Origin of the sequence: Caenispirillum salinarum AK4, from assembly GCF_000315795.1 — a bacterium.
Lineage (GTDB): Bacteria > Pseudomonadota > Alphaproteobacteria > Rhodospirillales > Rhodospirillaceae > Caenispirillum > Caenispirillum salinarum.
Map to the genome: position 1 here is coordinate 96,751 of NZ_ANHY01000008.1, position 14,574 is coordinate 111,324.

At 68.9% G+C, this 14,574-nt stretch carries 13 protein-coding genes; 4 read left to right on the top strand and 9 right to left on the bottom strand.

Going from position 1 to position 14,574, the window contains the following annotated elements:
* Positions 1 to 17 precede the first annotated feature (17 nt).
* From C882_RS10095 to tsaE, 3 genes are read right to left on the bottom strand one after another with little or no spacing between them, the layout of a single operon-like run.
* A complete protein-coding gene (locus C882_RS10095) occupies positions 18 to 776 on the bottom strand; it encodes a nucleotidyltransferase family protein (RefSeq protein ID WP_009540495.1) in 759 nt (252 codons plus the stop codon).
* Positions 767 to 1,786 (bottom strand): aminoglycoside phosphotransferase family protein, encoded by a 1,020-nt coding sequence (locus tag C882_RS10100; protein WP_009540496.1) that lies wholly within the window; start codon positions 1,784 to 1,786, stop codon positions 767 to 769. Before C882_RS10100 ends, C882_RS10095 begins: the two co-directional genes overlap by 10 nt.
* Complete coding sequence (gene tsaE / locus C882_RS10105) at positions 1,779 to 2,261, bottom strand: tRNA (adenosine(37)-N6)-threonylcarbamoyltransferase complex ATPase subunit type 1 TsaE (protein WP_009540497.1); 483 nt, start codon at positions 2,259 to 2,261, stop codon at positions 1,779 to 1,781. The genes C882_RS10100 and tsaE overlap by 8 nt, the downstream gene beginning before the upstream one ends.
* Positions 2,262 to 2,397: 136 nt before the next feature.
* Between tsaE and C882_RS10110 the strand changes: the two genes are divergently transcribed.
* The 3 genes from C882_RS10110 (at position 2,398) to C882_RS10120 (ending at position 5,168) form a co-directional block, all read left to right on the top strand.
* On the top strand, positions 2,398 to 3,423 hold the full coding sequence (locus C882_RS10110) for an NAD(P)/FAD-dependent oxidoreductase (RefSeq protein ID WP_043644766.1): 1,026 nt from the start codon (positions 2,398 to 2,400) through the stop codon (positions 3,421 to 3,423).
* 22 nt (positions 3,424 to 3,445) lie between these two features.
* Positions 3,446 to 3,907, top strand: a complete 462-nt coding sequence (locus C882_RS10115; protein ID WP_009540499.1) for a DUF488 domain-containing protein — start codon at positions 3,446 to 3,448, stop codon at positions 3,905 to 3,907.
* A 187-nt stretch (positions 3,908 to 4,094) separates the two neighbouring features.
* Positions 4,095 to 5,168, top strand: coding sequence for a cytochrome-c peroxidase (locus C882_RS10120; RefSeq protein WP_009540500.1), 1,074 nt, complete (start codon positions 4,095 to 4,097; stop codon positions 5,166 to 5,168).
* A gap of 78 nt (positions 5,169 to 5,246) precedes the next feature.
* Here C882_RS10120 and C882_RS10125 read toward each other — a convergent pair whose 3' ends face one another.
* Positions 5,247 to 5,450: a YgaP family membrane protein gene (locus C882_RS10125; protein WP_009540501.1), complete on the bottom strand. Its 204-nt coding sequence runs from the start codon at positions 5,448 to 5,450 to the stop codon at positions 5,247 to 5,249.
* A 193-nt stretch (positions 5,451 to 5,643) separates the two neighbouring features.
* Between C882_RS10125 and C882_RS10130 the strand changes: the two genes are divergently transcribed.
* Entirely contained in the window at positions 5,644 to 7,170 is a 1,527-nt protein-coding gene (locus C882_RS10130) for a sensor histidine kinase (protein WP_009540502.1), read from the top strand.
* A gap of 75 nt (positions 7,171 to 7,245) precedes the next feature.
* Here C882_RS10130 and dnaJ read toward each other — a convergent pair whose 3' ends face one another.
* From dnaJ to C882_RS10155, 5 genes are all read right to left on the bottom strand, one after another.
* Positions 7,246 to 8,400, bottom strand: coding sequence for a molecular chaperone DnaJ (gene dnaJ, locus C882_RS10135; protein WP_009540503.1), 1,155 nt, complete (start codon positions 8,398 to 8,400; stop codon positions 7,246 to 7,248).
* A gap of 88 nt (positions 8,401 to 8,488) precedes the next feature.
* On the bottom strand, positions 8,489 to 10,420 hold the full coding sequence (gene dnaK, locus C882_RS10140; protein WP_009540504.1) for a molecular chaperone DnaK: 1,932 nt from the start codon (positions 10,418 to 10,420) through the stop codon (positions 8,489 to 8,491).
* A 181-nt stretch (positions 10,421 to 10,601) separates the two neighbouring features.
* Positions 10,602 to 11,204 carry a DUF2937 family protein gene (locus tag C882_RS10145; RefSeq protein WP_009540505.1) on the bottom strand — a complete coding sequence of 201 codons (603 nt, stop codon included), beginning with the start codon at positions 11,202 to 11,204 and terminating at the stop codon, positions 10,602 to 10,604.
* Entirely contained in the window at positions 11,201 to 12,010 is an 810-nt protein-coding gene (locus tag C882_RS10150; RefSeq protein WP_236262595.1) for a formylglycine-generating enzyme family protein, read from the bottom strand. Before C882_RS10150 ends, C882_RS10145 begins: the two co-directional genes overlap by 4 nt.
* Positions 12,007 to 14,574 (bottom strand): chemotaxis protein CheB, encoded by a 2,568-nt coding sequence (locus C882_RS10155; protein WP_009540507.1) that lies wholly within the window; start codon positions 14,572 to 14,574, stop codon positions 12,007 to 12,009. The genes C882_RS10150 and C882_RS10155 overlap by 4 nt, the downstream gene beginning before the upstream one ends.

Sequence of the window (14,574 nt, forward strand, 5' to 3'; positions counted from 1 at the left end):
GAAATGATGGGAACAGCTTACTGATCGCTGGCCGTGCTGTCTTCCCCCAGCAACAGTTGCCGCTCGGTGTCCTCGATCGCCTGGGGCGTGCCGACGTGGTACCACTCGCCGTCGTGGGAGAGGCCGAACAGGCGCCCGGCCTCGATGGCGCGGTTGAACAGGACGTTCAGCGAGAAGGCGCCCTCCGGCGCATCCTGGAACAGCCGGGGGTGCACCAGCATGACGCCGGAGTAGATGTAGGGCGCGACCTCGTTTTCCTCGCGGCGGCGGATGCGGCCCTCGATGTCCATGAAGAAGTCGCCGAGCCCGTCGTAGCCGTGGGCGGTGACGGAGCGCGCCAGCAGCAGCAGGGCGTCCATGCGCTCTGCATTCCAGGCGTCGGCAAGGTTCAGAAGGGCCGGCCGCACGCCGTTCAGGACAATGCAGTCGGAGTTCAGCACGAAGAACGGATCATCGCCCAGCAGCGGCAGCGCCTTGACGATGCCGCCGCCCGTTTCCAGCAATTCGCCGCTTTCGTCGGAAAGGCTGATGGCCGGCTCGCTGCGGCTTTCCAGGTGCGCCCGGACCTGGTCGGCAAGGTGGTGAACGTTGACGACGGCCGTCGGCACGCCGGCCTCGGCCACCCGGTCCAGCGCACGGTCGAGCAGCGTCCGGCCGCCGACGCTCACCAGGCATTTGGGAATGCTGTTGGTGATGGGCCGCATGCGGGTGCCGAGCCCCGCCGCGAGAACCATGGCCTTGGCGGGAACGGCGGGGGCGGGGACGGTCACGGACATGCGGGCGCGATCCTCTTTTCCGGCGGCAGGTGGGTGTCGAGCCAGGCCCGCACGGGGGCGAGCGCCGGTTCGCGGTCGAGCGCACGGTGCAGCAGGCCCCAGACGCGGGGGATGTGGCGAAGGTACTGCGGCTTGCCGTCGCGCACGCACAGGCGGGTGAAGATGCCGATCACCTTGGCGTGCCGCTGCGCGCCCAGCACCGTGAAGGCAGTGCGGAAGGCGGCCTCGTCCACATGCGGGAAGGCGGACAGGTAGCGCGCCACCATGCGCCCGGCCATGTCTTCATCAATGTCGCGCCGGGCGTCCTCCACCAGCGACACGACGTCGTAGGCGGCCGGTCCGATGACGGCATCCTGGAAGTCCAGCAGCCCGCAGGCGGCGGCACCCTCGCGCTCGGGCAGCAGCAACAGGTTGTCCACGTGGTAGTCGCGCAGCACCAGCACCAGGTCCTGCGGAGCGGCGAACGCGCCCTGAAGCGCATCCCGCCAGGCGGCCAGGTAGGCGGCGCGGGCGGTGAAGTCCGGCTCCAGCCCCACCGCCGGCATGAACCAGTCGGTCAGCAGCGAGGCTTCCGTCAGCAGCTTGTCCAGGTCGTAGCGCGGCACGTCGGCGGGCGGGGCGACCTTGTGCAGGGCCGCCAGCGCATCGACGGCGAGCGCATACAGGTCTTCCTCCGCCGGGTCGCCCTTGGCCAGAAGGCGGGTGTAGGTGTCGTCGCCCAGGTCTTCCAGCAGCAGCAGGCCGTTTTCCGCGTCCTCCCCCAGGATGCGCGGGGCCGAAAAGCCGTGGCCTTCCAGGAACCGGGCGATGCGGACGAAGGGGCGGATATCCTCCTGCGGCGGCGGCGCGTCCATCAGCACCTCCACCCCGTGCGCGGGCGTGGCGACGCGGTAGTACTTGCGGAAGGACGCATCGCCCGCCAGCAGCGTGATGGCGGCGTCTCCCCGTCCCAGGCGGTTCAGGAACTCCGCCACCAGGGGCGCGCGGTCGGGGGGCAGCGTGTCAGGCATTCTTGGCGGCGTCCAGCAGGTGCGGCGGGCCGGAAAGCACGGCGGTGCGCCCGCCGGCCTCGGAGGAAATGGTCAGCGTCAGGTCCAGGCGCCCGCGCGGCAGGTAGCCGCCCAGGCGGTCCGGCCACTCGATCAGGCAGATGCCGTCCGCGAAGGCGTCTTCCAGGTCCAGTTCCAGGGCGTCGTCCGGCTTGTCCAGGCGGTAGAGATCGAAGTGCCAGACCAGCGCGTCGGTCTCCGGGTCCTCGTAGGTCTGCACCAGGGTGAAGGTGGGTGACGGCACCTCTTCCGTCAGGTCCTGGAGGCGCGCGCGGACGAAGGCGCGGGCCAGCGCGGTCTTGCCGGCACCCAGGTCGCCACGCAGGGCGATGACGTCGCCGGGCTGCGCCGCGGCGGCCAGCGCTTCGGCCAGGCGCGCGGTGGCGGCCTCGTCGGGCAAGATCAGGGACAGGGCGGGGCCGGCGTCATCAGTCATGGTCCCCCGTTTTAGTCCCGGCCGCGGCGGGGTGCAACGGCCGATCCTGCGCCGCCGGGGCTTGATATTCCGCCCCGCAGCGGCCATTGTCGGGCGCGACCGTATCCCTTACAGAATTGCTTCAGGCATCCCGCTCATGCAGACGACCTTCGAGACCGATGCGATCGTGATCGGCGCCGGGCCCGTGGGCCTGTTCACCGTGTTCCAGTGCGGCATGGTCCGCATCGGCTGTCACGTGGTGGACGTGCTCGACGAGATCGGCGGACAGTGCACCGCGCTCTACCCGGAAAAGCCCATCTACGACGTCCCCGGCTTCCCGCGCGTCGACGCCGGCAAGCTGATCGAGCTGCTGCACGAGCAGGCCGAGCCCTTCAAGCCCGTCTTCCACCTGGGCCAGCAGGTCGTGGGGCTGGAGCGCCTGGAGGCCGAGGGCAAGTGGCGCGCGACCACGTCCAAGGGCACCGTCATCGACGCGCCGGTGGTCATCATCGCCGCCGGCGTCGGCGCCTTCGGCCCGAACCGCCCGCCCATGGAGGGCCTGGAGCAGTACGAGGGCACGTCCGTCTTCTATATGGTCGGCAGGCGCGAGAGCTTCCGCGACAGGCACATCGTCATCGCCGGCGGCGGCGACAGCGCGGTGGACTGGGCGATCTCGCTGTCCGAAGTGGCGGCGAGCGTGAAGGTGGTTCACCGGCGGGCCAAGTTCCGCTGCGCGCCGGACAGCTTCGACAAGCTGAAGGCGCTGGACGGAGCCGGCGAGGTGGAACTGGTGACGCCCTACCAGCTCGACCGGCTGGAGGGTGACGGCACGACGCTGTCGGCCGTCATCGTCCGCGACCTGGACGGCAATGAGCGCCGGCTTGAGGCCGACACGCTGTTGCCCTTCTTCGGTCTGTCCACCAACCTGGGGCCCATCGCCGAATGGGGCTTGGAGATGGGGGCGAAGAACACCATCGCCATCGACCAGACCACTTCGGAAACCAACCAGAAGGGCATTTTCGCGGTGGGCGACATCGCCAGCTATCCGCACAAGCTGAAGCTGATCCTGACCGGCTTCGCGGAAGCCGCCCAGGCCGCCCATGCCGCCTTCGGCTACGTCCACCCCGGCGAGGCCCTGCACTTCGAGCACTCCACCACCACCGGCGTGCCGGCGGGGGAGTAGGGGCGCAAGGGGAGGGCGCCGCGTGGCCGGGCTGTTCACAATCGGCTACGAGGGGGCTTCCCTGGATGCATTTCTGGATGAACTGGGGCGCGCCGGCGTGACGCTGGTGGTCGACGTGCGCGACCACCCCTGGTCCCGCCGGCCCGAGTTCTGCCGTCGACGCCTGGAAGAGGCGCTGGCGGCACGCGGCGTCGCCTATCGTCACGACAAGGCGCTCGGCAACCCAAAGGCCGGGCGCGAGGCCGCCAAGGCCGGCGACATGCAAGCCTATCGGGCGATCATGGCCGCACGCCTGGCCTCGGCCACCGGCGTTGCTTCCGTCGCGCGTATTGCCGAAGAATGCGCGCATCGCGATATCGCGCTGTTATGCATGGAACGCAATCCCGACATGTGCCATCGGAGCATCGTCGCCGCTGCAATCCACGCGGTCGGCGCGCCAATCCCTTGTCATCTGCGGCCCGGCGCACAACTGAACTTGCTGTGAGAGCGTTTTCCCGTCAGGCTTGGTTTCTCACTGGAAAAATTCCAGGGTACTGGACATCCATGAATTTTATGTGGTTATCCTTGAGCCAGCCGTGAGGGGCGGCGGGTTCGCCCGCACCGACCTTCGCGAGACCCAGCCGGGCCGGCGCGAAGGGGCGCCGTTCGGCCATAAGACAGGAGGGCCCCGAATGTTCAAGACGTCCATGCTCGCCGCCGCCGCGGCGCTGCCGCTTCTTGCGGTCGCTACCACCGGCGCGCAGGCGCAGGAGATTGACGACAAGGCGCTGATGGAGCAGGCCAACGGCCTGTTCGAGCCCATCCCGCGCACCATTCCCGCCGTGCGCGACAACGCGGTGACCGGCGAAAAGATCGACCTGGGCCGCATGCTGTTCCACGATCCGCGCCTGTCGGCCAGCCAGGTGCTGTCGTGCAACACCTGTCACAACCTCGCCATGGGCGGCGACGACAACCTGGAGACCTCCATCGGCCACGGCTGGCAGGCCGGTCCGCGCAACTCGCCGACGGTCTACAACGCCGTGCTGAACGCCGCCCAGTTCTGGGACGGCCGCGCCGCCGACCTGAAGGAGCAGGCCAAGGGGCCGATCCAGGCGGGCGTGGAGATGAACAACAAGCCCAACGTGGTGGTCGAGACGCTGAAGTCCATGCCCGAGTACGTGGCGCACTTCGAGCGTGCCTTCCCCAACATCGACGACCCCGTCACCTTCGACAACGTTGCCCGCGCGATCGAGGCGTTCGAGGCCACGCTCATCACCCCGGCGTCGCCTTTCGACCAGTATATCGAAGGCAACCCGAACGCGCTGACCGAGCAGGAGAAGCGCGGCCTGCAGACCTTCATCGACACGGGCTGCGCCTCGTGCCACGCCGGCGTCAACCTGGGCGGCCAGGACTACTATCCGTTCGGCGTCGTCGAGAAGCCGGGTGCCGACGTCCTGCCGCCGGACGACAAGGGCCGCTTCGCCGTGACCCAGACGGCGACGGACGAATACGTCTTCCGCGCCGTGCCGCTGCGCAACGTCGCGCTGACGGCGCCCTACTTCCACTCCGGCCAGGTCTGGGATCTGCGCCAGGCGGTGGCCATCATGGGCGTGTCGCAGCTTGGTGCGGAACTGACCGACGCCCAGGTCGACGACATCGTCGCGTTCCTGGAAGCCACCACCGGCGAATTCCCCGAGGTCGAGGTGCCGCAGCTGCCCGACCGCACGGCGGAAACCCCCTTCCCGGTGACCATGACCGCCGAGTGATCCCGGCAGTCTGAACAGCGAAAGGCCCGCACCGGAGTGTCCGGCGCGGGCCTTTTTCTGTCCGGCGAAGCAGCGCGATCAGGCGTGCTTGGCGCCGCCGCTCTTGCAGGTCTTGATGCCGAACGGCAGGTAGGCCGGGCAGATGCCGACGAAGGCGGTCAGCAGCGGCACGACGCCGATGTAGCCCCACCAGCCGACGGTGCCGGTGGCGGCCAGCGCGATCAGCACGATGCCGAGGACGGCGCGCAGGCCGCGGTCGATGGTGCCCATGTTCTTGGTCATGTTGGTAACCTCCAGCCCCAATGGTGTCAGGTGATGGTGCGATCATGCGCCGGTCCCGTCGCGGGGTCTGTGACCGAGTCACACAAGTCGTGTGCTTCCTTGGGCGTAGCGCCGCCCTGTACTTCTACTCCCTTGTGTTCGGCGGCGGCTGGCGTAAGCTTTTCGCCAGTGACCTGCTGGAGTTGCTTTCCCGATGTCCCTGCCGGGCGCCGCCAACGCCGAGCTTCTGTCGCTTGCCTTCGCGACAAGCTCGGGCGCCATCACCATCAGCCGCCTGCGCGACGGGCTGTACCTGGAGGTCAACCAGGGCTTCGCCGAGATGTCGGGCTGGGCCGTCGACGAGGTCCTGGGCCACACCGCCTTCGAGCAAGACATCTGGTACGACGCCGCCGAGCGGGAGCGTTTCGTCCGGGCGCTACAGCGCGAGGGGCGGGTGCGCAACATGCTCTGCCGCTTCCGCCGCCGCTCCGGCGAGGTGTTCCACGGCCACATGTCGGGCAGCCTGTTTCAGGCCAACGGCGAGCCGCACATCTTCGCCGTCACCCAGGATGTGGAAGACATCATCCAGGCCCGCCAGCGCGCCGAGGCGAGCGAGACGCGGCTGCGGACCCTTCTGGCCCACATTCCCCACGGCATCCGCGAGATCGACATGCGCGGCGTCATCCTGCTGGAGAACCCGGCGCACGCCGACCTGTTCGGCTACGCGCCGGGCGACCTGGTGGGGCGTCGGACGCTCGACCTGCTGGCCGACCGCGATAAGGCCGCCGAGCTTCAGCAGATGATCGACACCTTCGACCCCGCCACAGGCCCCCGCGCCGGCGGGTACGAGGCGGACATGACGCGCAAGGACGGCTCGATCATCCGCGTGCGCGTGGACTGGAGCATCCAGCCGCCCGTCGAGCCGGACGCCCCGCCCACCGCCATCTCGGTGCTGACCGACCTGACGCCGACGGTGCGCGCGCAGGAGGAATTGCGCCGCAGCGTCGACGAACTGACGCGCTCCAACGCCGAGTTGGAGCGCTACGCCTACATCGCCGCCCACGACCTGCGCGAGCCCATCCGCACGGTGACCAGCTACGCCCAGCTTCTGCGCCGGCGGCTGACGACCGCCGGCCAGTTGACGGGCGACATGGCGGAACTGTTCGACTACCTGGAGACCGGAGCGCACCGCATGTCGGCGGTGGTCGACGACCTGCTGGCCTATTCCCGCCTGCAAAGCCGCGCCGCACCCTTCGAGCCGGTGGACCTGGACGGCGTGATGGCGACGGTCCGCAACAACCTGGCCCGCGTCATTCACGAATGCGGCGCCGAGGTGGTGTGCGAGACGCCGCTGCCGACGGTCACCGCCGATGCCGCGCAGATGGTGCAGCTGTTCCAGAACCTGGTATCCAACGCCTTGCGCTACCAGCCGCAGGCCGAGGGGCACACGCCGCGGGTGGTCCTGGCGGCGCGGCGGGAGACGGCGGGTTGGGCCATCGCGGTGGCCGACAACGGTATCGGAATCGAGGCGCGCTTCTTCGACCGCATCTTCCAGCTGTTCCAGCGCCTGCACAGCCAGCGCGAGTATCCCGGCACCGGCGTCGGGCTGGCCATCTGCCAGCGGGTGGCGGAGCGCCACGGCGGCGCCATTGACGTGGAGTCGGAGGTGGGTGTGGGCACCACCTTCACGGTCCACCTGCCCGACGTTCCGCCCGAGGATGCGGCGGTGCCGCAGGGATGAAAAAAACGCCGGGCTGGCGCGGCGGCCAGCCCGGCGTATTCGGCGGATGGTTCCCCGGCGGGGCGGACCTGACCGTCAGTCGGTCAGGTCGTCCCACAGTTCCTTGACCCGCTTGAAGAAGCCGGAGCTTTCGGGGCTCTGGTCCTTCTCCCCGCCGGCCTCGGCAAATTCCTCCAGCAGCTCCTTCTGGCGCTTGGTCAGGTTCACCGGCGTCTCGACGGCCGCTTCGATGAACATGTCGCCGCGCAGCGGGCTGCGCAGGACGCTCATGCCCTTGCCCTTCAGGCGGAACTGCTGGCCGGTCTGGGTGCCGGCCGGGATGGTCACGCGCGCCTTGGTGCCGTCGATCGCCGGCACCTCGATGGAGCCGCCCAGCGCCGCCGTGGTCATGGGAATGGGCACGCGGCACATGATGTTGGCGCCGTCGCGCTGGAAGATGCGGTGCGGCTTGATGGTCAGGAAGATGTACAGGTCGCCCGGCGGCGCCCCGCGCATTCCCGCCTCGCCCTCGCCGGCGAGCCGGATGCGGGTGCCGTCCTCGACACCCGCCGGCACCGTGACCTCCAGCGTCTTTTCCTTGTGCTGGCGCCCGGTGCCGCCGCATTCGCCGCAGGGGTCCTTGATGACCTGGCCCTCGCCCCCGCAGGTGGGGCAGGTGCGCTCGATGGTGAAGAAGCCCTGCTGCGCCCGCACGCGGCCGATGCCGCCGCAGGTGCCGCAGTTGCTCACCCCCGAGCCGCTCTTGGCGCCCGAGCCGTCGCAGGCCTCGCACTGCACGCCGGTCGGCACCTGGATGGTGGCCTTCTTGCCGTGGAAGGCTTCCTCCAGCGTGATGTCCATGTTGTAGCGCAGGTCGTGGCCGCGCGCCGGGCCGCCGCGTCCGCGACCGCCGCCGCGCATGCCGCCGCCGAACATCTCGTCGAAGATGTCGGCGAAGCCGCCGCCAAAGGCCGAGGAGAAGTCGGAGAACCCGCCGGCGCCCGCGCCCGCGCCGCCCATGCCGCCCTCGAAGGCGCCATGGCCGAAGCGGTCGTAGGCCGCGCGCTTCTGGTCGTCCTTGAGGACGTCGTAGGCCTCGTTGAGTTCCTTGAAGCGGGCTTCCGCCTCGGCATCGCCCGGATTGCGGTCCGGGTGATACTTCATGGCCTGCTTGCGGTAGGCCTTCTTCAACTCGTCGGCACCGGCGCCCTTGGAGACGCCAAGAACCTCGTAGTAATCCCGCTTGCTCATCGCCGTTCGTCAATCATTTCTGTCTGAGGCGAAAGGACGAACGGGCCGCCTCGGGAGGAGGTCGGCCCGTCCGTGGTGACGCGAAGGATTACTTCTGGTCCTTCTTGTCGTCGACCTCCTCGAAGTCGGCGTCGACCACCGTCTCGTCGGAGGAGGAACCGCCACCCGCCTGACCCTCGGCGCCCTCGGCACCGCCGGCCTCGCCCTCGGCGCCCTGCTGCGCCTTGTAGACGGCCTCGCCCAGCTTCATGGACGACTGCATCAGGGTGTTGGTCTTTTCCTTGATGGCCTCGGCGTCGCCACTGTCCAGGACGTCCTTGAGCGCCTGCACGTCCTTCTCCACCGCGTCCTTGTCGGAGGCCGAGATCTTGTCGCCGTATTCCGACAGGTTCTTCTCGGTCTGGTGGATCAGGGTGTCGGCCTGGTTGCGAGCCTCGACCGCCTCGCGACGCTTCTTGTCGGCCTCGGCGTTGGCCTCGCCTTCCTTGACCATGCGCTCGATGTCTTCGTCGTTCAGACCGCCGGACGCCTGGATGCGGATGGCCTGCTCCTTGCCGGTGGCCTTGTCCTTGGCCGAGACGTTGACGATGCCGTTGGCGTCGATGTCGAAGGTGACCTCGATCTGCGGCACGCCGCGCGGGGCGGCCGGAATGCCCACCAGGTCGAACTGACCCAGCAGCTTGTTGTCGGCCGCCATCTCGCGCTCGCCCTGGAAGACGCGGATGGTCACCGCCGTCTGGCCGTCCTCGGCGGTGGAGAAGGTCTGCGACTTGCGGGTCGGGATGGTGGTGTTGCGGTCGATCAGGCGCGTGAACACGCCGCCCAGCGTCTCGATGCCGAGGCTCAGCGGGGTGACGTCGAGCAGCAGCACGTCCTTGACGTCGCCCTTCAGCACACCGCCCTGGATGGCGGCGCCCATGGCGACCACCTCGTCGGGGTTGACGCCGGTGTGCGGGTCGCGGCCGAAGAAGTTTTTCACCGACTCCTTGACCTTGGGCATGCGGGTCATGCCGCCGACCAGGATCACCTCGTCGATCTCGCTGGCCTTCATGCCGGCGTCCTTGAGCGCCTTGTCGCAGGGGCCGACGGTGCGCTTGATGAGGTCCTCGACCAGGGCTTCCAGCTTGGCGCGGGTCAGCTTGATGTTGAGGTGCTTCGGACCCGACTGGTCGGCCGTGATGAACGGCAGGTTCACCTCGGTCTGCATGGTGCTGGACAGCTCGATCTTGGCCTTCTCGGCGGCTTCCTTCAGGCGCTGAAGGGCCAGGCGGTCGCCGCGCAGGTCGATGCCCTGCTCCTTCTTGAACTCGTCGGCCAGGTAATCGATGATCTTCTGGTCGAAGTCCTCGCCGCCCAGGAAGGTGTCGCCGTTGGTGGCCTTCACCTCGAAGACGCCGTCGCCGATTTCCAGGATGGACACGTCGAAGGTGCCGCCGCCCAGGTCGTAGACGGCGATGGTGCCCGACTGCTTCTTGTCCAGGCCGTAGGCGAGCGCCGCGGCCGTCGGCTCGTTGATGATGCGCAGCACTTCCAGGCCGGCGATCTTGCCGGCGTCCTTGGTGGCCTGGCGCTGGGAATCGTTGAAGTAGGCCGGAACCGTGATCACGGCCTGAGTGATGGTCTCGCCGGTGAAGGACTCGGCGGTCTCCTTCATCTTCTGCAGGATGAAGGCCGACACCTGGCTGGGGGCGTACTTCTCGCCCTGGGCCTCGACCCACGCATCGCCGTTGTCGCCCTCGACGATCTTGTAGGGGACGAGGTCCTTGTCCTTCTGCGCGGTCGGGTCGCTGTAGCGACGGCCGATCAGGCGCTTGATGGCGAACAGCGTGTTTTCCGGGTTCGTCACGGCCTGGCGCTTGGCAGGCTGGCCGACAAGACGTTCGCCCGATTCGGTAAAGGCAACCATCGACGGGGTGGTGCGGGCGCCTTCCGCGTTCTCGATAACGCGGGGGTCCTTGCCCTCCATCACGGCAATGCACGAGTTCGTGGTGCCAAGGTCGATGCCGATCACCTTGCTCATTGTGTCACCTCTTTCTGCGGCAGGTCTTCGCGGCCCTCGTTCCTTTGGCGCCGGCGAAGCCCCCATGGGGTCCAACATAAGCGTCCCGCCCTCGATCACGCGGGGGCGGAACGCGACGTATATAGGCAAAGGCGTGCTGCCCCGCAACAGTGGGGATGCCGTTGCGGTCGCGCGATAGTCGTCAGCGGGGCCTGGGATTCGCGTCCGCGCGCCCCGGCGGCGCCTCTTCGGGGCCGAGCGTCGGCTCCCGCCGGGGCGATGTCCGCCGCCGCGCCGCCTGGGCCTGACGGGCAGCCGCCCTGCGCCGGCGCAGCCGCCGGCGGCGCCACAGGCGGACGGGAATGGCGGGCGACTTGCAGCCCTCCCACACCAGAAGCCCGAGCAGAAGTCCGACGGCCACGTGCACGCCTGTCGCGACCGTCAGCGGCAGGGCGGGAACGAAGGCGTCCAGCGTCGCCGCCGCCACCGCCGGATCGAAGTCGGTCGCCAGCCGGAAGGGGCGCCACAGCGGGTCGGCGGCGGTCAGCGAGTCGATCCGCGCGGTCAGGGCCGCCACCCGCCCCTCCAGGTCGGCCACCAGGTCGGCCCGCACGTCCGGTGCGGCCTCGGGCAGAAGGTCGCCGGTCCGCGCCCGCGCGAGCATCTCCTGCGCCTCGTCCAGCCGGCCGCCGAGGCGCTGCAGGTAGGCATTGGTGAACGCCTGCCCCTGCGACGCGGCGCCGGCCAGCGCCCCGGCCACCACGGCGCCGCCCAGGCTGTCGAGCTTGCGCAACAGCCAGCTCATCGCGCCGCCTCTCCGCCGCCGTCCGCAAGGTCGCGCGCCACCCGGAAGCCCACCACATAGGACCACACGCCGGCGGCATTGCGCCCGCGCGAGGCCGAGGCCGCCACCTTGGGATGGTAATACCAGGCGCCGCCGCGCATCACATGCGCCTTGCATTCAGCCGGTCCGCCGGGCGCGGACGCCGTCGCGGGCATGGCACCGGGCGTCCAGCAGTCGGCCGTCAACTCCCACAGGTTGCCGTTCATGTCGTGCAGCCCGAAGGCGTTGGGCGGATAGCTGGCGACGGGCGTGGTGCCGGCGTGCTCCACCACCGGACCGTCGCAGCCCCGGCAATTGGCCCGGCCCTCGCGCATGGCGTCGCCCCACGGGTAGAGCGTGCGTGATCCGGCACGGGCGGCATATTCCCACTCCGCTTCCGTCGGCAGGCGGTAGGCGTGGCCGGTGCGGCGCGAGAGCCAGGCGGCATAGGCGCGGGCGTCGTCCGCCGTCACGTTGATGACCGGCCGGTCACCGCGCCCCCAGCCGTGATCGTCCTGGCCGCCCTCGCAAGCGCCGGAATCGACGCAGGCCTGCCACTGGTCGAAGGTGGTTTCCGTGCGGGCGATGGCGAAGGGACCGACGTGGCGCACGGCATCGCCCGGCGGCGGCGCCCCGTTGCGCACGCGGTCGTCGCCGGCGGAAAAGCTGCCGCCGGGCAGCGCGATCATCTCCGGGCAGGCGGGGCAGTCGCGGAAGGGCTCGGCGGCCAGGGCGGCGGACGCCCCGGCCGTCAGCACTGCGATTACGGCAAGCCACAGCCGCGTCACGAGGCATCCGTCGGCTGTTTTACCGCGGTGCCCTCCACAAAGGTGAGGACGGCGCCGGTGGGCGAGCCCATGTCGTCGTGGAAGGGCCGGAACTGCGCCTCGTAGCTCACGTCGCCCGACCGCACCGTGTCGTGGCGGGTCTCGCCCTTCTCGACCACGTCGGCCAGCATGTCGCGCAGGCCGGGCAGGTCCACCTTGCAGGTCACCGAGGTGATGGTCTGGCCGATGTCCGTCGGGTGCAGGTCGAAAATCCGCTTCGCCGGCTGATTGAAACGGGTCACCCGCATGCTGCGGTCGATGGCGATCAGCGGAAAGCCGACGGAACGCAGGATGTTCTCCAGGTCGGCGTTGGCCGAGGCCAGTTCGGCGGACTTGATCTGGAGTTCCTCGTTGACGGTGGTCAGTTCCTCGTTGGTGGACTGCAGCTCCTCGTTGGAGGTCTCCAGTTCCTCGTTGGAGCTTTGCAGTTCCTCGTTGGAGGCCTGCAGTTCCTCGTTCAGGGACTGGAGTTCCTCGTTGGCGGTCTCCAGTTCCTCCACCACCGTCTGCAGGTTCTCGCGCGTGGCGACCAGTTCCTGCTCCAGCTCCTGCATGCGCGGATCGCCGTCGCCCGTGCCGGCGCTGTCGCCCGGCGGGGCGGTCACGGCCGGCTGCACCGGCTCGAACGAGATCATGTAAAGCTCGTCCATGGACAGGGCCAGCGGCCGCACCGAGAGGCGGACGTGGTTCTCCTCGCCGTCGCGCATGAAGCTGGAGGTCGGGCCCGACAGTTCGGTGCGCTTCTGCTGCGCGCGGGAGAACAGCGACCGCGCATCGGCCCGCAACTCCTTGCGCACCATGGAAAAGATGTTCAGGTCCGGGGCGCCCTGGCCGAGCTGCAGGAACCCCTGCATGTCGCCGTGAACGTGCAGGATGCGGCCGTCGCGATCGACCAGCGCCGTCGGCGGGGCATAGGTGGAGATCAGCGCCGCCATGGCGATGTCGTTGAGCGACACGTCCTTTTCGCGCCGCTGACGCGACGGGCCGCCCATTTCGGTTCCGGTGCCGCGGGGCTGGAAGCTGGTCACCTGCTCGCGCGGCTGCGTGCGGCCTTCGCCCAGGCGGCGGAACAGCTTCCACTTCTTGTTGACCGTGTGGAACCGGCTGGTGGCCGACCCCACGGTCTCCGACTTGCCCAGCAGCAGGTACTTCCCCGGATTCAGGGCGTAGTGGAAGATGTTGATGACCTTCTGCTGAAGGGCGGCGTTGAAGTAGATCAGCAGGTTGCGGCAGCTGATCAGGTCGATGCGCAGGAACGGCGGGTCCTGGATCAGGTCGTGCTTGGCGAAGACGATCATGTCGCGCACCGACTTGACCACCTGATAATAGCCGCCGCGCGCCAGGAAGTAGCGCGACAGCATCTCGCGGCTCATGGTCTTGAGCGCCGCGTCGGGATAGAGCGCCTTGCGGGCGCGCGCCAGGGCGTCGGCGTCCACGTCGGTGGCGAAGATCTGCACCTGGTAGTTGGCGAGCTGGTCGCCCAGTTCCTCGGCCAGCAGAATGGCCAGCGAATAGGCCTCCTCGCCGCTGGCGCAGGCGGGCACCCAGACGCGGATGGTGTCGCCCGGCTTCTTGTCGCGCACCAGATCGGGGATCACCTTCTCCAGCGCGTCGTAGGCCTCCTGGTCGCGGAAGAAGCTGGTGACCGAAATCAGGATGTCGTTGCGCAGGGCCTCCAGTTCCTGGGGCACCTCGTTGATGTAGGCCAGGTAGTCGTCCAGCGTCTCGGACCGGCAGGCGGCCATGCGGCGCTTGATGCGGCGCAGAATGGTGGTCTTCTTGTAGCCGGTGAAGTCCACGCCCAGGCGGTTCTTGACCATCAGCAGCAGCTTCTGGACGGCATCGGAGTTTTCGTCCTCTGCCACCAGTTGCGCGCGCTTGGGGTTGACCAGCAGTTCCACCAGTTCCTCGCCCATGCGCTCGGGCGTCATGATGAAGTCGACGCAGCCGGTCTCCACCGCCGCGCGCGGCATCCCGGCGTAGCGGGCGCTGTCCTCGTCCTGGGCCATGGTGATGCCGCCGGCGGCCTTCACCGCGCGCACGCCATGCGCCCCGTCCGAGCCGGTGCCCGACAGGATGATGCCGATGGCGTTTTCGCCCTGGTCCTCGGCGAGGCTGGCGAAGAAATAGTCGGCCGACGGCTTGGGGCCGATGGCGGCGTGCGGCTCGCGCAGGGACAGCGTGCCGTCCTCGATGTCGAGGTCGGTATTGGGCGGGGTGATGTGGATGACGTTGGGCTCGACCCGCATCCCGTCGGTGATTTCCACCACCTTCAGGTCGGTCTGCCGCGCCAGAAGCTGGGCGAGCATGCTGGGGTGCTGCGGCGCCATGTGCTGAACCACCACATAGGCCATGGTGCTGTCCGCCGGCAGGTGGGTCACCAGATGACCCAGCGCCTCCAGCCCGCCGGCCGAGGCCGCGATGCCGACCACCGTCACCTTGCGGCGCCGGCCCCGCCGGGAGGTCTGCGCCTCCGCGGCCTCGGGGGCCTCGTCCGTGGTTTCGGGCACCTTGTCGTCGGGCAT